A 25,375-nucleotide genomic window follows, 5' to 3' on the forward strand; every position below is an offset into this window, starting at 1 on the left:
CATAAAAATCATGAGCATGCAGACGGGAGAAAATGAACAGGCGCTTAGAAAAATTTTAGATATGACGAGACTGATGAGCATCGCAGTGCTGCTCATCCATTTTTATTATCACTGCTTCGATTCCTTCAGGCATTGGAATCTTGCTCCGGATTTTGCCCAGCGGATCTTGGAAAATATTTATCGTACAGGCCTTCTGGACAGCTTTCATAAATCTAAACTTTTTGCACTTGGACTCTTGGTTATTTCCCTTATGGGTGCCAGAGGAAGAAAAGATGAAAAGCTCCATTTTAGAACTGCTTTTTATTATATATCAATGGGCCTCCTGCTCTACTTTGGGTCCTATCTGGCTTTTGTAATATTTGCGGATGCTGAGGCGTGCTCTGTTCTATATATCTCACTGTGTTCTTTGGGCTATCTGATGACACTTTCCGGCGGCACGCTGCTCTCCCGCATTATCCGCAGGAAGCTCAGTTCAGCAGATATATTCAATAAGGAAAACGAAACTTTCCCTCAGGAGGAAAGGCTCATTGAAAACGAATATTCCGTTAACCTTCCCGCACGCTATCATCTCAAAGACAAAGTACGCAGCAGCTGGATTAACATTATAAATCCCTTCCGAGGCATTCTGGTTCCAGGCACGCCAGGTTCGGGAAAATCATACTTTGTAATCCGCCATATAATCACCCAGCATATTGCCAAAGGCTTTTCAATGTTCATCTATGATTTCAAATTCGACGACCTCACCGTTATCGCCTATAATGCCTGGCTGAAATTCCGTCATCTTTATGCCGTGGAGCCCAAATTTTATATCATAAATTTTGACGACCTCTCCAGAACCCACCGTTGTAATCCTCTTGATCCTGCGGCAATGACCGACATTACCGATGCTGCTGAATCTGCTCGCACAATCCTTATGGGACTCAATCGGGAGTGGATTAAAAAACAGGGCGATTTCTTTGTAGAATCCCCTATAAATTTCCTGACAGCCGTCATCTGGTACCTGCGAAAATACAACGATGGCGAGTTCTGTACCCTGCCCCATGTCATTGAAATGATCCAGGCAGATTACGAGAGCCTTTTCACGATTCTGAGAACCGAAAAAGAGATCGAAGTGCTTATCAATCCGTTTGTCAGCGCATTCCTAAATGAGGCAGTCGACCAGCTGGAGGGTCAGATCGCTTCTGCTAAAATCTCGCTGGCGAAACTCTCCTCTCCCCAGCTTTACTACGTACTCTCGGGCAGTGATTTTACTCTTGACATTAATAATCCATCCGATCCGAAAATTGTTTCAATGGGAAACAATCCGCAGAAAATACAGACATACGGGGCTGTCCTTTCACTTTTTGTCAGCCGTCTTATCAAACAGGTAAACCAGAAAGAAAAGATTAAAAGCAGTCTTATTTTTGACGAGTTCCCCACTATCTATCTCAATAATATTGACAGTCTGATTGCAACGGCAAGAAGCAACAAAGTGAGCACCTGTCTGGGGATTCAGGACTTCAGCCAGCTTCGCAAAGACTACGGCCGCGAGCAGGCTGATGTGATCATTAATATAGTCGGAAATATCATCAGCGGACAGGTAAACGGTGATACTGCAAAACAGCTCTCAGAACGTTTCGGAAAAATAATGCAGGAACGCGAAAGCCTTTCAATAAACAGCAGCGACACCTCCATCAGCCGTTCCCGACAGCTGGAATCCGCAGTGCCGCCTTCGAAGATTTCTTCGCTGAGTTCGGGGGAATTCGTGGGCATGACAGCTGATAACCCGGACTGCAGAATTGAGCTTAAAACCTTTCACTGCGAGATCATCAACGACCACGAAAAAATTAAAAAAGAAACAGCTGCTTACAAAGAAATCCCGATCATTCGAAGCATTGATAATGTTATCATCCAGAAAAATTATCTGCAGATCAAAATTGAGATTCAGGAAATAATCCACAGCGAGATGGAAAGGATAATCAAAAATCCGGCGCTTTCCTCGCTGGTTCTCAAAAAAGAAAAATAACTTTTAATACTTAGATGTTTTCTTGAGACAAAGAAAAAAGAAATGTTTTTTTAGCTGCCGTATTCTTTTATTAGCTGCAGTGTCTTTTCGTCCTGCTCTCCATTGTAATATTTCACAAGCACCTGCCTGAAACATTCAGGCGTTTCAGGCAGAAGTCCAAACAGGGTCATGCAGGATTTCAGTTTTCTTTCATCTGGCCTGCCCAGAATTTCCAGTGCCGTTTTGTTTTTGATTTCAAGCATGGCCTTGGTAATTTCCACAAGCCGTTTTCCCAATACAGGATGATTGAGATACTGCTCGGCTTCCTTCAGGTTTTCAATGCCGTAAAAGATATTATAATCCGTGAAGCCCAGTCCTCTTAGCTGGGGGAAAATAAACCACATCCAGTGGGTCTGTTTGCTGCCCTGTCTGATCTCGTGCAGTGCGTTCTCATACGTTTGTTGCTGTGCCTCTAAAAAACGGTCCAGATCATATTGCTTTTCCATTGCATTACTTTTTTCTCACCTGAAATTACAAAATATTTCAATGCCGATCCCAAAACAGGCATCTGAAATTGGTTCTGCCTGCTGTAAAAACTATAAGGAAATTTTCAATGAAAACGGATTAAAAGAGCCGCGAAAATAGCACCCGCAGGCTCCTGCATGCGCATAACGGCCTTGCCGCCCTTCGGGACTTATAGCACTCCGGATCCTTGATCGGGCGCTTGATTTTGTGCTTTCTTTTTTCCCGTTTTTTCTTTGAAAAATTTTATGCGGGCTTGAGGAAAAACAGAAAAAATACTCACTTAAAATGTTGCATCATGGAAATCTCAGGACGAATTACAAAAGATGCCGTAACGGCAAAAGTTTCAAATGACAGGGAGGTGGTAAATTTCTCCATTGCCATAAACGACAGCTACAGACCAAAAGGATCTGACGAGCTAAAAAAGATAGTAACCTACATCGACTGCTCCTATTGGATGGGTTCCAAAATGGCGCAGTGGCTTAAAAAAGGCACTGTGGTTGAACTCTTCGGGCGTATAGGTCTGAATGTCTACAATAATGCCGAGGGCAAAGCGCTCGGTTCGCTGACCTTTCACACCAGTAACATTAAGATACTGGTGTTCCCAAAAACAGAAAACAGTTCTTCTCTTCCCGCAGTTCAAAAGAAAAATACGGATCAAGACACCCCTGACGACCTGCCTTTCTAATTGGAATATATACCGTTTCACATCAAAATTTATACGCCATGAAAGCCTTTGAAAAATCAGTTTACATAGAATATCCCGTATCCGCCCAGTTCAAAAAAATAGTCCTCTCCAATATGGATTCCTATGACGGGACAAAAAAAGAGCAGTTAAAATCTTTCTTGGAAGACCTGCAGAAAAACGGATGCATCTGCGGGATGATTTCAGAGTTTGTCTACAACTCGGACTGCAGGAAATTCTATATACAGCATTTGGATGATTTGGAAAATATCCGATATGAAATTGAAGATTCCCTTGGGGAATCTGTCAAAAACCGCCACCGACTGCCCCATTACACATTTGTATGCTGGCTCTGCTTTGAAGAATACTGTTTTGACATCTACAGAAACAGTTTTGAATAACCCTTTTTCAATCTTAAAATCTTCCCTTATGAAAGCATCAGATAAATTTAAAACCGCTATAGAAAGCTACCTGAGCGAAAAAGCGCAGAACGATGCCGTTTTTTCAGCGGACTATAAAAAAGAGAGCAAAAACCTTGAAAGCTGTTTCCATTACATTTTCGGCGAGGTCAAAAAAACAGGGGAATGCGCCTTTGACAATCAGGAAATCTTTGACATGGCTGTAAAGTACTACACAGACGACACGATTGGAACGCCTGCCCCTGTTCAATGCAGAGTAGCAGTAAGCCCGCCTGTAAAACCTGATTTGTTCTCGACTGCTCCCGCAGTATCTCAAAGCACAGTTCAAAAAATAGAAAAAGTGCAACCCGTGAAGCCTGTACAAACCCTAACACTCTTTGACTTATGATACCCAAAACAGTTATAGAAAAAGAAATCAGCGCCTTAAGCACCACCCTAGCCCCAATCACAGCGCAGATGCACAAGTGGGCGGAAAAAAATATTTTCCTGAAATGGGCGGTACTCTCAAGGGGAAAATTCCATTGTCTGGAATGCACCCATTCGTGGAAACCCGACAGCCAAAGCCAGTCTTGCAAAAATTATATTAACTGTACCGCCTGTCAGGGGAAACTTAAAATGCATCAGCACAATCAGGTGCATTTCAAAGAAATCGAATATTTCGCCCTCACCGATACCTGCTCTGGGTATCAGGTGGTGCGCATCATCTGCTCGCATAAAAACATGAAAAAAAATGTTCTTCCCGCCTGTTCGCACACGGAAGTCATGCAGCATTGGATAAATCCAAAAGGGGAAGTGCGCACCATCTCAAGAAGCACCAATGTTTTTTCCAATGCCTATGATGCATGGCAGTACTATTCCCCTTTAGAAATCCGTCCAAAGGATTTTCAGAACTCGCCAAAATACCGCATTAATCCCTACAAGGTATATCCGCACATGAAAGTGATTCCGCTTTTGAAAAGAAACGGTTTTAAAACTTCCGTGCACGGCATTGCACCGCAGATACTCTTTACTGTTCTTCTAAAAGACCCCATTGCAGAAACCCTTTTAAAAAGTTCTCAGACTTCTCTGCTCAAGCATTACCTGAATTTTCATGAACAGCACCTGCGCGAAAACTGGCAGGCAGTAAAAACCTGCCTTAAACAGCGTTATCAGATTCAGGACATCAAAATTTGGGAGGATTATATTGCCCTGCTCCGATGGTTTAAAAAAGACCTCAGCTCCCCTGCGCTTGTCTGCCCTGAAAATTTAGAACAGGCGCACGACAGGCTTGTTGCCAAAAAAAGGGACATACAGCGCAGGAAGCATCTTGCGCAGATGCGTGCTGAAATACAGAAAGCAGAGCCGATTTATGAAAATGATAAAAAACAGTTCTTCGGACTTTCTTTCAACGATAATGACCTTACCATAAAAGTCCTTGACCGTGTGCAGGATTTTCTCCAAGAGGGCGACACGCTCCACCACTGCGTATTTACCAACGAGTATTATAAAAAGAAAGATTCACTAATCCTTTCGGCGCAGATTGAAAACAGACCCGTGGAAACCATTGAAGTCTCCCTTTCCAAAATGGAAATTATCCAGTGCAGGGGACTCCGCAATAAAGCCACTAAATATCACAGCAGAATTCTTAGGATTATAAATAAAAACCTGCCTGAGATTGCCGTGCGGTTGAAAAAGCAGAAAAAGCAGACTGCTCCCGCTTAAACCATTTTACTATTGATACCGCAGATTTTACACTGCGGTATTTTTTTTTGGCGCGCAGACACTTTAAGGTGCACGGGGCAGTCCCGGTTTAGGGACTATTGTGGAATGTTAAGTCAATTTCATCACAAAGTTCGGGCACGGCTTTCGGTTCTCCGCAAAAAATTCCCCCATAAATGCAGGGCTGCGCTCCTGCTTTATTGCGTTGCTTTCTGCGTTCGCTCAGCCCTGCCCGGGCAGCGGTGCTGTAATTAATCTTAAAACTACAGCAATTATGAAAAATCAACATCAAAACACAGAATGGCAGAAAGTATCAGAAATCGAACTGATCTATAAAACCAAAGTAAAAAGCGCCGAAAGACCGTCTATCACTTCTTCCAGAGATGCTTACCGCATACTGCTCGACAGCTGGGATCCCGGCAAAATAGAATTCTTCGAGCAGTTCAAAGTGCTGCTAATCAGCCAGTCCAACAGGGTTCTGGGAATCTACGAGGTTTCCTCAGGAGGCATCTCGGGAACTGTGGTGGATATTCGCCTGCTTTTCGCGGCAGCCCTGAAAGCTGCCGCCGTCGGGATCATCATCACCCACAACCATCCCTCCGGAAAAACATCACCTTCCGAGGCTGACAGAAATATGACCCGAAAAATCCGGGAAGCGGGAAAACTGCTGGATATTCCACTGATCGACCACCTGATCGTAACACCCGACACCTATTACTCTTTTGCAGATGAAGGCGCCCTCTAAGGGCGTTTTCATCTTTCATGCCCTTGCTCTGTTCTGGTTTTTTAGGTAATTTTGCCATATGAATCATGAAGAAATAAAACGATATTTTGAAAACAATCCGCCGCCGAAGGAAGTTGTGTGGACCGAATGGGCGAAGATTACCGACACTCAGGTTTTCCTCAACAGCTGTTATACCACCATCAAAAATTTTAACGGCCCGATAGAACGCTGCCCGGCATGGTGGCATTTAAGGGATTTTTACATTCTGATGAAGAAAACAGCAGGCCAGCCGATCGGCGAAGAACCTGCTTCAGAATAATTCTGATCCTTCCGTAAATTCTTAATAAAGCAAAAAAGCACCGATTTGGCTAAGGGTGGTCGGAATTTCTTCCGACCACCCTTAGCCTTATGCCGGTTTTTTTTATCGACGGGCAGACACTTTAAGGATTTTCATTTCTATCTTTTAAAGTATTTTTGTATTTCACAATTTACTTAAAAGTCACTAATAGCAGTACCTCTGCACGGTCAAATTAGGCATTCATCAAAAAAGGTTCTGTGCGGTATACTAGGAAATGAAAATTAAAATATCAAACTCAAATTAATATTATAAGCTCAATAATGCATCTGTTGTTTTTATATTTTGTTAATTTGTATCAATTAAAAGAATATAGAAATTTATGTCTGAAATATCGACCAATCCACTGAATAAACTTACTTTTTCTGGGCACGAAACTTTCCATTGCAGGCAATTGTGGCTGAAAAAAGGTTACGATTTTGTAAAAAAAGGAAGCAGATTCAGTGATAGCGAGGCAGTAGTTCTGTTGGGTGTCGGTAAAAATATGGTTTCAGCTATACATTTCTGGATGAAGGCATTTGCATTAATCGACAAAGAAGGAAACACTAGTGAGTTGGCGGATTATATTTTTTCTGCAAATGGCAGAGACCCCTATCTGGAAGATGAAGCTACCTTATGGCTTCTTCATTACCACCTCGTAGCTCAGGGCTCAGCATCAATATATGATTTGGTTTTTAATCAATTGAGAAAGGAGAAAATTGAGTTTACAAAAGAAAATTTCCTGCTGTTTGCAGAAAGGAAGGCAAATGAAATTGGATTTACACAGTTCAACAAGAAGACCGTTGCGGCGGATTTTGAGGTATTGGTAAAAATGTACATCCGAACAACCGACCAGGTAAAAGATAAGGAAGACACCTTTTCCGGGCTTTTAACGGACTTAAATTTAATACAGGAAGAAAAGAAGCATAGTTCTCTGTATTCCATTCCTAATGAGAACCGAAACAACCTGCCTGAAGAAATTATTTTATACACAATTTTGGATAAAGATGATTTTCAAAAATCTGTAAGCTTAAATGTTCTTTCTCAGGATCGAAATAAGGCCGGGTCTGTTTTTGCGATTACGAAAAATGCATTGATGGAAAAATTAGAATCAGCTGTTAACAGTCTTAAATATAAGAAATACGGTATAACATTAAGTGATCACGCGGGTATCAAAGAACTACAGTTCGCAGTAAAACCCAATAAATTTGAAATACTAGATCTTTATTATGGCAAATAAATTCACTACATCCACCAATATAATTCGTGATACAGACAGGGAATTGACATATATTCCTACTCCAAATGCCATTCGAATTAGTAATCAAATAAGCAATGACTTTAAGCAAGGGACAAGGTCATTTAATATAATCGGATCATACGGAACCGGTAAGAGCTCGTTCTTATGGGCTCTTGAACAAACCCTGAAAAAAAATAAATCATATTTTGGATTAAACATGCTTGCTGATCCGAAAATTGGTTTTGTTAAAATAATTGGTGAATATCAATCTTTAAAGCAGACCTTTGCTGATCTACTTGAAATCAAGAATGATAAAGATGTTATTGAAAATATCTTTTCTGAACTTTTTAACCGCTATTACGATCTGGACAAGAAAAGCCCCCTGCTTTTTATTGTCATAGATGAGTTCGGCAAATTTCTTGAATATGCATCACAGAATAAACCTGAGCAGGAACTGTATTTCATACAGCAGCTGTCTGAGTTTGCCAATAATTCGGATAATAATATAGTATTATTGACAACAGTGCATCAAAATTTTGATGCCTACGCCATGAATCTTGGGTCGTCGCAGAGACAGGAATGGACAAAAGTTAAAGGAAGATTTAAAGAAATCACTTTTAATGAACCCGTTGAGCAGTTATTGTTCCTTGCATCCGAACATATTGAAGAGAAGCAGTCAGTCAATAAGAAAGAACGAACTATTGCTGAACTGGTTGAACTGCTGGCAGATTCTAAGGCTTTTAGGACTAATGAAGACTACATTAACGGAATTGCCAAAAGATTATATCCCCTGGACGCTATTTCTGCCTACGTACTGACATTGTCATTGCAGAAATACGGGCAAAATGAAAGGTCATTATTTTCTTTTTTAGAATCAACAGATCATACGGGATTATACCAGCACAGTATCTTGACAGATGGTTTCTATTCAATAGCTGAAGTGTATGATTTTCTGGTGCATAATTATTTTTCATTTCTTAACTCAAGGTATAATCCTGATTTTAGTGCGTGGAAAGCTATAAGGACTTCATTGGAAAAGGCAGAAGTTTTATTTGACAGTAACCTGGCGGATTATGAGAAACTGATTAAAACAATAGGCTTGCTGTCAATAAATGCGCAGGCCGGCTCATTCATAAATCGTGATTTTCTTATAAGGTATGCCCAAAAAAGTCTAGGTATTGCTGCCGCTGATGCGATAATCGAGGATCTCGAGGTAAAGAAAGTGATTCTTTACAGAAATTACAATAACAGATATATCCTTTTTGAAGGGACAGATTTAGATATACAAACCGCCCTTTACGAAGCGGGGAATAAAATCGATGACATTACAGATGTAGTTACCTTGCTGAACAAAAATTACGAGCTCCCTCCCGTATTGGCTAAAAGAGCTATGTTCGAGACAGGAACGCCGCGTCTGTTTGAATATAAAATTACCTCACAGCCTATTTCTGCAAAGCCCGAAGGAGATGTGGACGGTTACATTAACCTGATTTTTAATGAGAAGGACATCTTGTCCGACATTGAAAGCTTCTCATCTGAGAATCAGGAAGGAATTCTATATTGCTATTATTTAAATTCTAAGGAGATTAAGGATCTCCTATTCGAAATAGAGAAAACAAGAAAAGTTATAGAAGAAAACCGCGATGACAAAGTCGCAGTTACAGAGCTTAAAAATATTGTTATGCACCAGAGAAATTTATTGAATCATAAGATACTCAATAGTTTTTTTGGAGATAAGGCGACGGTAAAATGGATCTTTGAGGGACAGCAGAAAGAGCTGAAATCGCAAAAAGAATTTAATGCATTTCTATCTGAGATTTGCCGCAAGGTTTATCATAAAACGCCTTACTTTAATAATGAGCTAGTAAACAAGCATAAGATCTCGACATCGATCCATACAGCAAAAAGAAATTATTTCAGGGCTTTGGCCAATGATTGGGATATTCCCCAGCTTGGTTTTCCTGCAGAGAAGTATCCGCCGGAGAAAACAATTTATTTATCCTTGCTGGAAAACAATGGTATCAAGTTATGTGATGATAATGCATCCCGTTTGATTGAACCTCATAATGAAAACGGTTTTGATGATTTGTGGAAAGTCTCTGTGGAATTTTTAAACAGTGCCAAGCTGACCAAAAGAAACTTAACAGAATTCATAGAAATATTAAGCAACAGGCCTTTTAAGCTCAAGCAAGGTTTCATTGACTTTTGGGTTCCCACTTTTTTATTTATAAAAAGGGACGAATATGCCTTATTTAATGTAAATATCTATACTCCTACCATTAATGAGGATATTTTGGAACTAATGGCAAAAGTGCCAAAAGATTTTGAAGTAAAATCTTTTGTGCTTGAAGGGGTTAAGTTGGATATTTTCAATAGCTATCGCAAATTTTTAAATATTGATATAAATAAAAACGGCAATGCCCAGACTTTCATAGAAACAATAAAGCCTTTTCTGGTATTTTATAGAGGACTCCCGGAATATTCGAAGGAAACCAAACGTTTGTCAAAAGAAAGTTTTGCCATCAGAGAGGCAATAGCAAATTCTAAGGACCCGGAGCAGTCTTTCTTTGAAGATTTCCCTACTGCATTAGGCTATTCTGTTTCAAAAATACAGAAGGACAGGGCGGAATTACAGCATTTTATAGTACAGCTGCAGGATTCCATAAAAGAGGTTCGCAACTCTTTTGATGAATTGGTTAATCGTTTTGAATCTTTTCTACAGGATAAATATTTAGACAAGCCTATGCCCTTTGATCAGTACAAAATCAAATTTCAAAGTAGATATAAAAGTTTGCACCGCCACTTGCTGCTCAACACGCAGAAATCATTTGTACAGAGGCTTGATTCTCAAATAGAGGATAAGAAAGCATGGTTAAGCTCATTAGCGCAATCTTTAACGGGCAAATCGCTCGAAAAATTTAAAGATGATGACGAACTTGTGCTCTATGATAGGTTTGCCGATATGATTTTAAGTCTGGATAGTTTAAATAGGATATCAAAGACTAAATTTGATGAAGATAAGGAAATAGCCTTGGATGTTCAGATAAACTCTTTTGAAGGAGGAATGGCGAACAAGGTCATACGGCTTCCGAAAGGAAAAAGCAAAGAGGTCGAGAATCTCGAAGAAAAGATAAAACAGCTGCTGTCTAAAGATAAAAGTATAGACCTGGCCGCTGTAACAACTGTTTTAAAAGACTTGTTATAATGGGTAAAGTAAGACACGTATTGGGCATATCTGGAGGAAAGGACAGTGCCGCCTTGGCTATATATATGAGGCAGAATTATCCGGAACTGGATATAGAATATTATACATCGGATACAGGAAAAGAACTTGATGACACTTATAATCTGATAGAAAATCTTGAAAATTATTTGGGCAGGGAAATATACAGACTTCCTGTTCTTTCTGACGACAGCCTGAATCCTTTTGATCATTTTGTAAAAATGTACAACGGCTATCTGCCTGGAAATATGTCGCGCTGGTGCACGAAAAAACTGAAGCTCGAGCCCTTCGAAAAATTTGTTGGAGACGATTTGGTTATATCATATGTGGGTATCCGCGGTGATGAAGACAGAGAGGGGTATATATCTAGAAAATCCAATATCCAATCTATTTTTCCGTTCCGCAAGAATATCTTCAGCGAAGATGTTACGGCCAAATTTCTTTCAAATAACAATATCAATAATGTTTTAAAATATTATGAGGCATTTGATTTAGGCGAAAAGCGTGAAAGATTTTTTGAAGTTATAAGCGAAGAGGTTTCGATTAACTTCAGTCAGTCGCAAAAACTCAATAATCTCTTGGATCTTGGAATTAAAGAATATAATCAAGCTGTTTTTCAATTCCTCCAGACAACTGAATATCCATTGTCAAAAGAAACTGAATTTCCTTTGATAGATAATCAGGAAGTACTGGTCAGGGATGATATTTTCACAATATTGGAGGATTCCGGCGTTGGGGTTCCGGCATATTATAAAGCCATAGAATTTGAAGTAAATGGCAAAAAATCAACTTATGCGCGAAGCCGCTCAGGCTGCTTCTTTTGTTTTTATCAGCAGAAGATTGAGTGGGTTTGGCTGTATGAACAGCACCCCGATCTGTTTTTGAAAGCTATGGAGTATGAGAAAGACGGCTATACCTGGATACAGGATGAATCCTTGTCTGAATTGGTGCAGCCTGATCGTATCGAAAAAATAAAAGAAGAGTATATCAAACGTAAAGAAAGAAAAAACTCAAAAGTACAGTCGCCTTATCTTTTGGATATTTTGGAAGATGCGGAAGGAGAAGGTTGTGCAAGTTGTTTTATATAATAGAAATACACCATGGTAGAACATAAAATTTTACAATTTACTACAGGGGCCATGTCTATTATCCAAATGGGTGAAGAACAAATTGGACATCCTTCAACAGCGATCAATGAATTAGTGAAAAATGGGTATGATGCAGATGCTGACAAATGTTGGGTCTACACCCAATATAATGCCGATCCGAATAAAAATTTCCTGATAATAAAAGACAATGGGCTCGGAATGAGCAGCCATACTCTTTTTAATGACTGGTTAATTACTTCAAGAAGCAGTAAAAGGGACGAAGATAAAGATAACCGCAAAAGTCTCATCTACGAACGAAAATATTTAGGATCTAAAGGGATAGGCCGACTTGCGGCAATGGCCCTTGGAAGACATCTGACAATTATCACAAAGCAGAGCAGTGATGCTAAATATAATTGGATAAAAATTGATAGGGAGAAATTCAGGGTCGACAGCCTGCTGGACGAGGTATCTTTTTTAGGTGGTGAGATTGATGATTATACCGAGCTGTTTTCCGATGAGGAGTTATTGGAAAAGAGCGCATTAAATAAAAATGGAATATTGCTCAACTTGTTAAGGGATGATCCATTTAATGAGTTTAATGAAGGAACCATGATTATATTGCAGGACGTTGATAATTCGGTGAGTTCCATTATTGAGGAAGAAACCAATAATAATGATATCGAGGGTACAACATTTTATAAAAGCCTTGTTGAATTAATAACGCCACTCAAGCAAAGTTCATTAATCCAGAAAGAACTTGTGGCTGAAGGAATAATTGACCAGGAAAACAAAATTGACAACGGATCGGGAACATTTCAGCTGTTTTACGGAATAAATTTTATAAAAAACCAGATAAAAGGCAGGATAGATTTTATTGAAATAGAGCCTTCAAAGATTTTTGAATATTACGACTATCGCATTTTTGGGAAAGTTACGGCTGAAAATTATGTAAAGGGAAAATACCTATGCAAAAGATTGCCTGAAGACGTACTAAACCAAGATTTTGATATTGAGCCTGAGTATCTTCTATCCGATGAAGATTTAAATAAAAGGAAAGAAATTAGTTTTGACGATATTCCTACCAAATACAAAGACACGCAATTAGGAGAGTTTTACTTTGATATTAGGGTTTATGATCTGGATGAAGATTCTAAAGAGAAAATGAAAGACCTTCTCAAAGCAAGCGGAAGAAGAGAATCAGCTGTTATAATGAGCAGATATCTTGGCCTAAAGGTTTCTAAGAATGGTTTTGGTGTCAAACCCTACGGAGAAGAAGAGCAGGATTGGCTTGGACTTGGCGCCCAAAGAGTAAAGAAGCATATTGTAACAATCGGACCAAATCAAATATTGGGATATACCTTTTTATATTCACCTGAAAACGACGGACTAAGCGAGAAGACCAACAGAGAAGGATTTTTCGAAAACAAGGCCTTTATCGTCTTTAAAAAATCGATCACAGGAATACTAGAGGAAGCAGGACGAAGAAGGGCCAGATACAGGCTAAAGCATAATCTGGGTGTCAAAACCGGGGGCGTGAAAAATAAATTTGAAAGGCCTGATTCTGAAAAATTCATTCAGTATCTGGCAGAGAAAAGCAATAATGATCCTGAATTGATGAAATTGACTAAAGAATTTGTATCTGAAACCAATACCTCTTTAGACAACATGCAGGAAACGCTGACATTGTCACAGCGCTTGGCAACCTTGGGAACAAGTCTCGAATTAATATATCATGAATTGGCTCAGCCAATTTCGGCTATCGGAGGAGATATCAGCGTATTAAAGCTAAAAGCCAAACATATACAAGAACAGAATCTCAGAGAGGAAATTACAGCAAGATTTGCCAACATCGATCTGTCTTTGGATGCCATGGATGAACTCAAAGATTCTTTGCAGCCTGCTATCGGCAAAGGAAGACATAAAAATTTCAAGCCAATAGATACTTTCAAGAAAGTTTTACACCTTTTCCGGGAGAAAATCGAAGAAAATGGAATTACAGTTACCATTTCCCGTTCCCTTGAATCGCTTGAAATTAAGGAAGTGGAGTATCCTTTTTGGGTGTCCTTTTTAAACATTGTCAGTAATTCTGTGTATTGGCTGCAGCAAGGCCAATCAAACAAAATTATCAGTTTTGAGTATAAGGAACCAAATACGTTTGTAATAAGCAATACTGGGCCTAAAATCAATGAAGATGAACTTGAGATAATTTTTGAATACGGTATCACAGGCAAGAAAGAAAGAAATGCTACTGGATTAGGATTGGCTTTTACCCGAAATATGTTGGGGAACATTGATTGGCATATAACAGCTGAAAACATATCATATGGTCCTGCTTTTTATATTACAAAAAATTAAGAATTTTATATTTAAACTCATGAGTTCATCACCTGCCGCTTCAGCAAATATAGTGCTTCTATTAGAAGATGATAAGAGAATAATAGAGCCTTTTGTATCCTATTTTAGTGAGAAAAAACTAAATGCAGATTTAATTGTTTCCCAGAATTTAAAAGATTACCTAAAAGCATTTGAAGACAATCGGGACAATGTAAAATGTTTGGTTATGGATCTGAATAATCAGGATCATGATTCGGCGGCATCAATCAATGAAACTATAAACCAGATAAAAACACACTACGAGAATAATAGAATTCCCATTTTTGTCCACAGCGGCAATTTAGCTCATTTTACAGAACTCGATGAAAAAGGGACAATTATAAAAAAGCAAAAAAACAGTAGATCTATTGCGCAGATAATTGACTCGATAGAGTTGATGTTGAATAGCGGATTCTTGAATATCTTTTCCATAAATGGAACTTTGGACCAAAAGATCATGTCCGAAATCCATTCGGCATTTGTCAACCAGTTTAAGCATAATGAGATTGAGGAGATAATCAAATCAATCCAGACTGATAATCCCAATGATCCGGAATTTTCAAGCAGGACCCGAGAGGTGTTTGAAAGAATCGCAGTAAGATCGATCTACCAAAATCTAATAAATGGCAATTCTGAAGACAAAAGCGTCGTTGTAAATTCAATTGAGCATTATTACAGAAGGACCAATACTGATAAGCATTGTTTTTATACAGGTGATATATTTGAAAACCAGTCGGGAAAAATGTTTTTTGTCGCAACTCCAAGGTGTAATATTTCCAATAGGAATTTCGAGCAGATACTGCTTTGCGAAATAAATGAAATTTCTGCTGATCAGAATAATAGTTTTCAATCTGCCAAAGTTGAAAATAAAGCGACTGGGGAAACTAAGGGAGCCAAGCAGATAAGAACCAGCATAACCGATGATGTCACCAATTCTTATGTGGGGGAGCGCTTTAGATTTTTGCCTCCTTCACCGCAATTCAGAGGAGGTTTCGTAGATCTAAAAAAGATAATTACAGTTAGCGAGGAGGAATTAATGAGTTACAACCTGGTCATTTCTTTGGTTGATGATCTAACAAATGATGTTGTCAGGAAACTGGCCGGCTACTTATTAAGAGGCGGTATTTCTGATACGGCATATAATGAAGCACAATACTATTTAATAAAAGATTAACGTTATTGAAATTTAACCGCTCTTTTGGGACAGGGATTAATCTTTCAAGTTGATAATCAACTGCCATTCCAAAACTAAGAAGAAAGTAAAGTAATAACTATCGAATACATCTCGAATATAATCAACGATAGTTATTGCTTTGCCATTATTTGCAGTCACTAAAGAAAATCCATAATCCTATTTTTTGGTATATCTCATTTTTTAATTAATTGCATACTTGCTAAAGTGTGAGATTCAGCTTGTCGCTAATAGTTATCATCATGCTGCATTCTGTCCTAATTTTTGCTGCGAATCAGATTTTCTACATGCATAAGGAAATAGTTGTAAATATTTAAATCGGGATGTCCGTTATCGAAATTTTTTTTTGCGATCGCTATGGCACGTTCAACATTTTGTTTTGCTTCTTGCAGATTGCCTAGCTCCAGCTGAATTACAGCCATAGTGCTAAAGGTAGTGCTTAGCGTATGGTGACTTTCTCCCAGAACTTCCATTTCTATAGCAATGGCTAGTTTTTGAAACTCATAGGCTTTTTGAAAATCTTTTCTTTTTAAATAGATAGATGCTAAATTGTTGTAGGACGCACCAAGTGTGTAGTGATTGTCTTGATAAATCTTTTTCCTAATTTCTATTGATTTCAAAGTATGGTACTCTGCTTCGCTAAGCTTATCTATAGTTTCATACATAGCCGCAATGTTTCCATGCGCTTCGGCAAGGGCAGGATGATTTTCTGCTAAAACTTCTTTACGTATAGCAAAGGATTTCTGCTGATATTCCATCGCTTCTTCTATTAATCCAATTTTATAAAGCAATATGGAATAATTGTTATATGCTGCTGCTAGATGCGGATGGTTTTCATCAAGGTTGAATTCTGCAATAAATAATGCTCTTTTTTGATAATCTAATGCAGATCGCAAGTCCCCTTCAATTTCATATAGCAGCGATAGATTATTGTAGGAAGTGCCCATATCCGGATGAAGAGGATGTTGATACTCCTCCTGAAGTTCTATTGCTTTAAACTGAAATTCAAATGCCTCTTCCATTTGACCCAGCGTTTTGTATATTGATTGCAGATTATTGTATCGTGATGAAAGTTCAAGTGCGTTATTTGGTATATCTTTCTCATATATTGATACAGCATTGTGATTGAATAAAAGCGCTTTTTCAAGGTTAAATAGATCCTCTTCTCTTAAACCTAAAATACTGTAAAGTCCAGCAATTTCTTTTCCTTCTTTGGACTCTTTAATATAGCTGGCAGCACTTTGGGCGTATTGAACGAATCTCTCAATATCAAAAGGATTTATTTCCCATGAGATCGTTAGGACTTTTGTAAGGGTATTGATTAGCAATATGCAGTTGTCCTCATCGGGTTTTAATTTATCTCTTAATACTTCTTGTATTATTTGATGCACTTGATAGTTGCCATCTAATTCTTTCAACCATCCTTTTAAAGCCAGTTCTGATATATTATCGAAAAATTTGTTGTCATCTTCCGGAATTTCGAAAAGCAATTTTAAGTCGTCATAAGAAATTGGAGCTGAATTTAAAATAGAAAAGTATAGTAAATATTCGACTTGTTCTTCAGTTAGATCCGAAATTGAGAATATTTTGAGCAAGTATTCAAAAAGTGTTGTTGCTTGTGGATCATGTCCTACAACAATCTTTGCCGTTTTAGGAATATTCAATCCATTTTGCTTTAATAATTCAACTAGTCCTTGAATGCTTAGTTTTCTTTTTTGAGCAGTCTTCGCTAGTAATTCAATTGTTAAAGTATGGTTTCCAATATAATTCAAGAGACTGATTACTAAATCGCTTTTTTCAATTTTATAGTATTGATAAAAAATGCAAATTGCATCTTCATCATTTAAGACTTCGAGATTGAGCAGTGAGTAACCTTCAATTTCTTCACGAGAAGTTAAGAGTATTTTCCAATTATTAAATGGAAATTTACTATCGAATTCAATTATTTCGGCCGAAGTATTGTCGACAACCAACAAATTAGAACCTGAAATATTTTGTAATTTATTAAGAATCATCAATAATCGGTCTTCCGGAGATATCTCGTTAATCGGAAGTTTCAGATTATTGATCAACGTTACGTTATTTGCAAAAGCTTCCACTAATGGAGATCTTCTTTCTCCAATTTTCGCTTTTGAAAAATCAGTTTTTACATCCAGCCAGATCACGTGTGAATAATTGCGATAATTCTTGGCTACAAAAAGTTTGGCAAGCGTAGTTTTTCCTACTCCGCCCATACCATTAACCAATACAGCTCTTTTGGAAGATTCAATTAAAGCTTCAAGGTTTGACAAGTCGATGGCCCGACCAACTATTTCCTGCTCATGGACATTAGGTATATATGTGATTACCTGTGGTATCGCAGATTCATTCTGGAATAAATGAGGATAATACCTTCTCCTTAATTCTACATACTGTGAAATATATCTTTCAATGTCTTCCCAGCTCCAAAAAACAATCTCAAAGCCATTTAATTGAGAAAGAAATATAGCGCGATCCTGAACACTGCCATATTTTTTAGTAGTGCTTATTAAGATAAACCGACGGCAAGTAAGTGCTGAACCTAAAAATAGTTTGATGCTTTCATCTAAATCATTAATAAGTTCTTTTTCTAGCTCTTTGTCGGACCGCAACAGCTTCTTTTTTTTACATTGTACTACTACTTTATGTGCTGTCGATAAAATATCGATTCCAAATTGGGCCGCACCTTTTGTTTTGTAGAGTTCGAATGACTGGGTTTGATAAACGCAATTCAATAGGTCCTTGCAAAAATCCTGGAATACATTTTCATCTCCGATGGTCTCATATTGGAATTGCATATCAATATTCAAATAAAGTGTTACTGTTTAAATTTTATTATCCTTAAAAATCAATCCTCCAAACTTCCCATCAGCTGTTCCATTCCAAAATTCAACAGAAAATCAGAGTAATAGCTATCGAATACATCGCTGATATAGGTGTCGATTGTTATTTCTTCCTCAGTATTATCAGAAGAAGAAAGCCTGTAGTTTTTCTTTTTGGTAATCATGTATAAGAACAATGAATGAAAATAAACCGCAGCAATATACCTTTTTTGAGCTACGATTATCTGATCCTCATTCTTTAGTTTTTTGCGATAATTAAGAAAAACGTTGCTGTCGATGTTTATATAAATTTTCTCTAATATATCTCCAGAAGCTACCGGCGCCAGTACAGTATCATAGTTCATGGAAATGCCCCCGTTTATTTCAATTTCCTCCCATTGCTCTTTTGAAACTTTTACCAGTTCCGGTAATCCTATATTATCAAAACTCTCTTCTTCCTTAGGTGCTATTTCTTTCTTTTGTTCCGGGTCAACAATTTTCAGAAAAACAATCTCCTGGAAGAAGGTATCTCCCGCACCTTTCAAGGAAGCTTCTATTTCTATCTCATCGCCTTGCCGTAATTCCGTATCAGGGTTGAAAGTGATTTTGATTGTCCCTTTGTCAGGACTTGACTTTATAATATTTATTAATTCCCCCGGTTCTTTTGCATTTCCCTGCTGATTGCCGCCTTTGCTATCTGTCCGTTTTACTTTTAAAACACTGACTTGCAAGTCCCCTGGATTATCTGTCCGGTCAAAATAGTGGTCTTCAACATCGGTTTCAAAGCGCAGAGTCTTTTCGCCCCCGATTGGTACAGCAATGGGACTGTTGGCTTTATGCTGTAATTTAAAAAAACTTGGAAAACGTTCAGGCTTAAAAGGCGTCTGCTCCCTCACTGGTCTTCCTGTTGATTGTTTTTTTTCAGGTTTTTCTTTTGCCTTTTCCTCAAGTTTCAGAGTGTTCTGCAGCAGCTTGAAAAGTTCACTGTCTTTTGAAAGGTTTTTAGCAAAGCTTTTTATAAGTTCAGAAGTGTCCTCGCTTTCTAATCCGATAGAATCTTTTCTGCGTTTGTTGATTTCTTCAAGTTTGGATTTGGTTAATTTCTTTCGCAGATAATCTCTTAATTCCTCTGCCTTTGCTCCATTTTTTAAACGATCGCGCGAAGCCATAAAAAGGTCTTTTCTAAACTCATATTTCATCTTTGTGCAGTCCACATTGATGAGCAGGTAATCTTTCAGTAGATTAAATTTTAAGCTTCTGGTAATAAATTCTGAAGTGTAGTGGCCATGTACCTGGCCGTTCATTGAAAACAAAGTTGACATGTTGTTTTTAAAAAACCTACGTTGGATGTCTGCTTTTGTTTCCTTGACGGTTTTGCCTTCTTGTTTTGCCTTGAAAACATAACAGGTAACTTTCATCTTGCCGAAAAGAATGTCTTCGTATTCTTCAGAAAACCAATCTTCAACATAATCTTTTTCTTCCTCCAAACGTCTCTGCAGTCCATATACCGTTGTTTCCAAAACTCTATTGTTCGGATAACGCTCTTTTGTATCTATTGTAAAGACCGGCAAAACCGGTTTAAATAAAAATTCATTCAGGTTCTGATTCAAATCCTGAGCAAACCCGGAAACTCCTTTCATTTGATAAGAATACATCTTGATGACAGAACCGGTTGTAAAATTTCTGTTAAGAAGCTTTAGGTCAAATTCTGAAATATCGAAAGAAGGAATTTGGGCATCAATTTTTAAGTATTCGTACCAAGTGTTTTTCTTTACCTCCAATTCATCTTTCGAGAGCGGATGTTCCCTGACTAATGTAAAACCGAATTTTCCTGAACCGTCAAATCTTTTGGACCCAATCAGCTGGTATCCTTTTCCGCAAAAGACGATTGCTCCGCTTCCTCCCATATTGTACTTTCCTTGAACAAAATGGATTTCATTTTTGTTCCCTCGCATCAGGGAAAGAAAAGTGCTTTCAAAATTTTCAGGATGTTGTCCTTCGCCATTGTCATAGATGATTACTGAACTTTGCTTTGTCGGGCCGTCGGCTATAATTTGGATGTCTTCCGCCTGTTTCCTTCTTGTTGTGGTTAGATCCCAATTTTTATGGTTGGTAAAAAATAAACCAACTGCCTCATCCATAGATTTGGGAGCATTTTTTGATTTAGGATCCAATCCTGCTTCAATGCATTTTTTCATTAGAATCGCATCAATAGAATTGGTTACTTTTTCCACTAATGCCGCAATTGGATTAGATTGTTGGTTTTCAATTATGCTGAAATTAGATTCATTCTGCCCAATTGGAAACCAGTTGTCTGAGTTCGACAGATATGAATTTGCTGAAATTAGATTGTCAATATCCAGTTCGGTTTTACAATTGTATATGGATTCAAATAAAGCTTTCAACATAAGCAGTTAAATTGGTTATTATAAAAAATTAAATATACTAATTTATAAGCTGTATTTTAGATAGATGCGTAAATCTGGCACAGCAAATAAATATTTAAAAAAATCATTATTATAAATCTAAAGTTCTCTTCAAGTCAGTTTTTGATATGATGTCAAAGGAATATTTTGAAAGAGATCTTTTTCCTATACTGCTGCTGTCCGCATATGTTCCAATAATTACCCTTTTAAGAAAATTATCATCTATTCCTGAATGGTCTCCTAGTATATTTTTTAACTCTTCAATTTTGGTTTCATTGTAATAGACTGACTTAAATAGCAGTTCTTGGGCTACATCTTTATGAAGATTATACAACTCGTTTATTAAAAATGTTTTACAGGAATTTTCTATGCTTGCTTTCATTTCATTGTCCTCAGTCAAAGAAGTCAATACTATATCAAAGCTTTCCAAATCGGGTACTATTTCATCGATAACCTCGTCCTGATATTTGACTTCGAATTGAAAATCGCCATTTTTAGTCTCTATGAAAGGATGCAGGTGCGGATGAGTAAAAAAATCCTTTGCCCCTTTTAGATTGGAATTACAGATATGGCAGCTCGGGATTAGGTTATATATAGATATCGAGAGAAAAGGATATTTTGATTTTGGAAAAAAATGATCTAATTCCGGCCTCGTTTTTCCGTGTTCGTTGTAGCTGGTGTGGATGTAGTTCCTATTGCAGTACGGACAAACGGTTACACCTAATGCATTTGTAAGCTTGTAAGCCCCCCAAGGCTCTTTCGATTCAATTAAAGCATCATAATTAAAGACAGAATAGATTCTTGAATAGAATTTTTTTACATCTTCATTAAACTGTGTTTTGAGTTTTGAATGGTATTCTTTCACAAGGCCAATCGCTATTTTTGCTTCCGGATCCGGGGCTGTAAACAAATCTGGGGCTAGTAATCCATCCTTCAAAGCTGTAAACTTATCACAGTAGTCCCTTCTTCTTGCGGCCACCGTGTCTTTTCCGAAAATTTCCCCTGCTTTTTTATTGATCTGCTCATAAATCTGATCATAAGTGCCGAACGATAAAAACATCTGGTACTGCGATAGCAGATCTACGCTGGTTACAACATTTGCCTGATAATATTCGATTTCACCTTTCAATTGATCGGGTCTGCCGGTAATAATAGATTTTAATAGATTCTCATCGTTTTTCAGCCTGGCAAAATACCGGCGTTCTTTAAAGTCCATAGTTACATCGTCTGCTAAGGCCTCTAATTCAGAATAGCCATCAGATGCTTTAAAATACTTCCAATGAGACTCAAGTAGTGAATCTGCTATGTTTCCTATAAAAATCATGAGGCACTAAGTTTAGAAATTTCTAATTCATGCCATTTGATTTGAGTCTCTTTAGATAACTCCTTCAGCCTCTTTTTTAGTTCGTCTTCCAAGCGGAAGCGCAAAACAGGTTCCCCAATCATATCGACCCTTTTTTGGAATTGTTCAACATTGTCATCGGTCATCTCTTTTATATCATTTAAAAGACTTGTGATTTTTCTTTTTGCAAATTCCCCAATGGATCCGCTTGTTAAGAAGAACTGCCTAGTAAATAATTGATGAATATTTGCCCCAAACGATGACTCTTCATTTAGCTGCCTAGTCGGATGACAATTTTCGTCCAAAAGGATCACGTTTTCTTTTGGCAGATCAGAGATAAGAAATGGTGAATGTGAAGTGAGAATAATTTGAACTTTTGATGATTCAAATACATTGGGAATGAACCAAATAAGATCATTTAGAAAATTCTTTTGCCATTCAGGATGTAGGTAAAGGTCGCCTTCATCTATACAAATCAATACACTTTTGGAATTTCCTCTTATTTTTTCGCCAACGGAGTACAATTGTGAATACAAATTCAAATAAGCCCTCATTCCAGAACTTAGTTTTGACCAGTCGTGTGATATTAGTGAAGGGTTGTTGAAAACATTTTGCTTCTCTCCTATAAGAGTTTTGAAATCCTCATTGAAATCTACCAGAATGGAATTGCTGTTGCGCTCTACCTCTCCAAAATTATAATTGGATACCTCCAATTCTTGAAGTAGATTATTGTAAAAACGATAATCCAATTCGCTTAGGTCTTCTATTTGGGAAGTATCGATTTGATTGAGATAGTTTAAAATTTTGGGATTCAAAGTTGCAATAGCCTCAGCCATTCCTTCTTGCCCGACTAATTGCACAAGCTCCAAAAACTGGTCCATACCTACAGATTTAGATACCAAAAAACTAAACAGATTGATTGCCAATCCATACTTAAATCGATTGTAATTGGATGTCGATTCCTGGTAAATAGCCTTTCTGTAACGCTTTAAAATCCCAGAAATCTTGTCCTCTTCCGCATGAGACTTTTCCAGTTCGGTAAAAGCAACAGGATTGAATATGAACCTGACCTTTCTTTCAGGATTATTACCGGGATTTAATTTTTTCCAGGTATCATCGAAAATATCTGAATCTACGAATCTAATCTTATTTGACTGCAGCTTGTTCATTGCTTCGAATGAACAATTATTGACAGTACTATTTTCGAATACGTATTCTTTATTATCGGCAACATTTGAATAAAACATACTTTCCCATTCACGAACTGGATCAATTTTCTCCAATTCAGCTTGCATACTATTAACAGTTGAGCCTGTTAAATTATTGTTTTCTGTTTTGCCCCAAAAATAAGGCTGGTCATTTTTTTTAAAAATCAAAACATAGTTTGAGCTTAATCTATCCCTGCTCCCTCTGCTGATTGCTGTAAGTATAAAATCTATTACATTGCTCTTTCCTGATGAATTTTTACCAATAATTGCTGAGATTTGAGAAATATCAGTTGTGGTTTCCGAACTATCAAATTTGAAAAAATCCTCTAAATAATTACTGTTATCAGTATTAAAATTCAAGATTCCATTTTGATTTGTCAAGGCGCTACTGCCATCAATCAAATTAATCGTAATTTGATTTGAAGCACTATCATAATAGAGATCATATTGATTAGAAAAGTTGAAGCCTTTGTTGTTTATGTTTCTAAATTTTTCAATCCACACATATAGTAGTTCCATTATATAATTATTGGTTGTAAGTATTTGTAATAATAATCTCAGAGTATAAATTACAGATAGCGCAGTTAGACATTTATAAAGTTTTTGATTCGTTGGATAAGTAATTGGATATCTTCCTGTGTGTTGAATTTACCAATAGATATACGGAGGCTGTTCATGGCGTTGTTGTTGCTTAAGCCCATTGCTAATAAAACATGTGAGGGCTGGATTAATGCTGAGTTGCAGGCCGAACCGTTGCTTACCGCCAAATCATTATTGATGCCAATAAAGATTTCAGTATCAAATCCTGGTATGCAGAAGTTTACAGTATTGTAAATTCTTGGTGAGCGCTGTCCATTAACAATAGCTCCTGCAATCTGTGATAATTCAGATTCCAATAAGTCCCTAAGTTTTTCTATATGGGCTTTATTCTCCTGCATTTCTACCTGCGCAATCTCGATTGCTTTTCCCAGTCCTGCAATTAAGGGGACATTATATGTACCGCTTCTGAGGTTGCTCTCCTGTCCTCCTCCATGGATTAATGGCTGTATTTTATTTTGTCGCGTTATTTTCGGGTCAATGTAAATTCCTCCAACCCCTTTAGTGGCATACAATTTATGACCGGAGAAGCACAAGATGTCAATACTGCAGTCTGTGAGGCTAATAGGCAGTTTCCCTATTCCCTGAGAGCCGTCACAAACAAAATAAATACCCGCATCTTTTGTTATTTTGCCAACTTCATTTATTGGATGGATTACTCCTGTTTCATTATTTACCCACATCAGGCATACCAAAAGAGTATCCTCTTTGATCGAAGATCTAAGATGTTCTATATCTATTGCCCCCTTATTATCAACCGCAAGATATTCGATTTCAAATCCCAGTGTCTGCAGATAATCGCAAGTTTCTATTACCGCTTTATGTTCAGTGCTGCAAGTAATAATGTGTTTCTTGGAATTGTTAGGGTTTAGAGCCAGTCCCTTTAATGCTAAATTGACGCTTTCGGTTGCTCCAGAAGTAAAGTAAATGCTATCTGCTTCAATGTCCAGCAATTCAGCAATACTAGCCTTCGCATTTTCTACTGCTATTTTAGATTTATTTCCAAAGGAATACAAACTAGACGCATTGCCAAAAAGTTCATTAAAGTAAACATTTACTATATCCACAACTCTACCATCAACGGGAGTTGTCGCGTTATTATCTAAATATGTTATTTTATTTTTCAAAAGATTATAATCATTTAATGAAAGCTAATATATGACATTTTACAGTTTGAACTATGTCAGTTATTTAATAATTCTCAGCGCCTGTATCGGTTTGCTTCTAAATCCAAAAAATCATAATCTAAAATACTTTTAAAGCGAAATTGATTATAAAAACACACACAATGCAGCTTTTGTAAAATAGATAAGACTTATAGGAAAATTAGAACGGTGATTCTGAAGAGAGCCGGTCTGCACTGAACTGCCATAAGACCTAATTGCCGCCCTTTACCCATCACACTGATCCTGCTTCCTTGCTTTAGCTGATTTTTTTAATTTCTTTTCCGTATTTTTGTCTTTGAACAACCGCATAT

The 25,375-nt window shown here is 37.6% G+C and carries 18 protein-coding genes; 12 read left to right on the forward strand and 6 right to left on the reverse strand.

Going from position 1 to position 25,375, the window contains the following annotated elements:
* The first annotated feature begins 16 nt into the window (after window positions 1-16).
* Window positions 17-2,005 carry a conjugal transfer protein MobC gene (gene mobC, locus SOM12_RS18090; protein WP_320494835.1) on the forward strand — a complete coding sequence of 663 codons (1,989 nt, stop codon included), beginning with the start codon at window positions 17-19 and terminating at the stop codon, window positions 2,003-2,005.
* 50 nt (window positions 2,006-2,055) lie between these two features.
* On the opposite strand, the gene SOM12_RS18095 is transcribed toward mobC, so the two are convergent.
* On the reverse strand, window positions 2,056-2,490 hold the full coding sequence (locus tag SOM12_RS18095) for a DUF1810 domain-containing protein (protein ID WP_320494715.1): 435 nt from the start codon (window positions 2,488-2,490) through the stop codon (window positions 2,056-2,058).
* A gap of 314 nt (window positions 2,491-2,804) precedes the next feature.
* Here SOM12_RS18095 and SOM12_RS18100 point away from each other — a divergent pair, with 314 nt between their 5' ends.
* The 11 genes from SOM12_RS18100 to SOM12_RS18150 all read left to right on the forward strand — a co-directional run bounded on the left by SOM12_RS18100 (window position 2,805) and on the right by SOM12_RS18150 (window position 15,467).
* Window positions 2,805-3,194: a single-stranded DNA-binding protein gene (locus SOM12_RS18100; protein ID WP_320494716.1), complete on the forward strand. Its 390-nt coding sequence runs from the start codon at window positions 2,805-2,807 to the stop codon at window positions 3,192-3,194.
* Window positions 3,195-3,232: 38 nt separating this feature from the next.
* Entirely contained in the window at window positions 3,233-3,592 is a 360-nt protein-coding gene (locus SOM12_RS18105) for a DUF7222 domain-containing protein (protein ID WP_012026357.1), read from the forward strand.
* Window positions 3,593-3,620: 28 nt separating this feature from the next.
* A complete protein-coding gene (locus tag SOM12_RS18110; RefSeq protein ID WP_198857872.1) occupies window positions 3,621-3,998 on the forward strand; it encodes a Cas9 inhibitor AcrIIA9 family protein in 378 nt (125 codons plus the stop codon).
* A complete protein-coding gene (locus SOM12_RS18115; RefSeq protein ID WP_320494717.1) occupies window positions 3,995-5,311 on the forward strand; it encodes a PcfJ domain-containing protein in 1,317 nt (438 codons plus the stop codon). The genes SOM12_RS18110 and SOM12_RS18115 overlap by 4 nt, the downstream gene beginning before the upstream one ends.
* 271 nt (window positions 5,312-5,582) lie before the next feature.
* The gene (locus SOM12_RS18120) at window positions 5,583-6,053 is read left to right on the forward strand and encodes a JAB domain-containing protein (protein ID WP_320494718.1); all 471 of its coding nucleotides are present in this window, start codon (window positions 5,583-5,585) and stop codon (window positions 6,051-6,053) included.
* A gap of 58 nt (window positions 6,054-6,111) precedes the next feature.
* The gene (locus tag SOM12_RS18125; RefSeq protein WP_320494719.1) at window positions 6,112-6,351 is read left to right on the forward strand and encodes a DUF6965 family protein; all 240 of its coding nucleotides are present in this window, start codon (window positions 6,112-6,114) and stop codon (window positions 6,349-6,351) included.
* A gap of 358 nt (window positions 6,352-6,709) precedes the next feature.
* Window positions 6,710-7,606 (forward strand): DUF4007 family protein, encoded by an 897-nt coding sequence (locus SOM12_RS18130; RefSeq protein WP_320494720.1) that lies wholly within the window; start codon window positions 6,710-6,712, stop codon window positions 7,604-7,606.
* Window positions 7,596-10,811, forward strand: a complete 3,216-nt coding sequence (locus SOM12_RS18135) for a hypothetical protein (RefSeq protein WP_320494722.1) — start codon at window positions 7,596-7,598, stop codon at window positions 10,809-10,811. The genes SOM12_RS18130 and SOM12_RS18135 overlap by 11 nt, the downstream gene beginning before the upstream one ends.
* Complete coding sequence (locus SOM12_RS18140; protein WP_320494724.1) at window positions 10,811-11,917, forward strand: phosphoadenosine phosphosulfate reductase family protein; 1,107 nt, start codon at window positions 10,811-10,813, stop codon at window positions 11,915-11,917. The genes SOM12_RS18135 and SOM12_RS18140 overlap by 1 nt, the downstream gene beginning before the upstream one ends.
* 12 nt (window positions 11,918-11,929) lie before the next feature.
* The gene (locus tag SOM12_RS18145; protein WP_320494725.1) at window positions 11,930-14,275 is read left to right on the forward strand and encodes a sensor histidine kinase; all 2,346 of its coding nucleotides are present in this window, start codon (window positions 11,930-11,932) and stop codon (window positions 14,273-14,275) included.
* A gap of 19 nt (window positions 14,276-14,294) precedes the next feature.
* Entirely contained in the window at window positions 14,295-15,467 is a 1,173-nt protein-coding gene (locus SOM12_RS18150; RefSeq protein ID WP_320494726.1) for a hypothetical protein, read from the forward strand.
* Window positions 15,468-15,742: 275 nt separating this feature from the next.
* Here SOM12_RS18150 and SOM12_RS18155 read toward each other — a convergent pair whose 3' ends face one another.
* The 5 genes from SOM12_RS18155 to SOM12_RS18175 all read right to left on the reverse strand — a co-directional run bounded on the left by SOM12_RS18155 (window position 15,743) and on the right by SOM12_RS18175 (window position 25,025).
* Window positions 15,743-18,313, reverse strand: a complete 2,571-nt coding sequence (locus tag SOM12_RS18155; RefSeq protein WP_320494727.1) for a tetratricopeptide repeat protein — start codon at window positions 18,311-18,313, stop codon at window positions 15,743-15,745.
* 38 nt (window positions 18,314-18,351) lie between these two features.
* The gene (locus SOM12_RS18160; RefSeq protein ID WP_320494728.1) at window positions 18,352-20,733 is read right to left on the reverse strand and encodes a hypothetical protein; all 2,382 of its coding nucleotides are present in this window, start codon (window positions 20,731-20,733) and stop codon (window positions 18,352-18,354) included.
* Between the two features lie 109 nt (window positions 20,734-20,842).
* Window positions 20,843-22,075 (reverse strand): HNH endonuclease, encoded by a 1,233-nt coding sequence (locus tag SOM12_RS18165; protein ID WP_320494729.1) that lies wholly within the window; start codon window positions 22,073-22,075, stop codon window positions 20,843-20,845.
* A complete protein-coding gene (locus SOM12_RS18170; RefSeq protein ID WP_320494730.1) occupies window positions 22,072-23,820 on the reverse strand; it encodes an AAA family ATPase in 1,749 nt (582 codons plus the stop codon). Before SOM12_RS18170 ends, SOM12_RS18165 begins: the two co-directional genes overlap by 4 nt.
* A gap of 65 nt (window positions 23,821-23,885) precedes the next feature.
* Window positions 23,886-25,025, reverse strand: coding sequence for a cysteine desulfurase family protein (locus tag SOM12_RS18175; protein WP_320494731.1), 1,140 nt, complete (start codon window positions 25,023-25,025; stop codon window positions 23,886-23,888).
* Between the last annotated feature and the right edge of the window lie 350 nt (window positions 25,026-25,375).

Source organism: Flavobacterium sp. CFBP9031 (genome assembly GCF_034044945.1).
In the GTDB taxonomy this organism is placed as follows: Bacteria; Bacteroidota; Bacteroidia; order Flavobacteriales; family Flavobacteriaceae; genus Flavobacterium.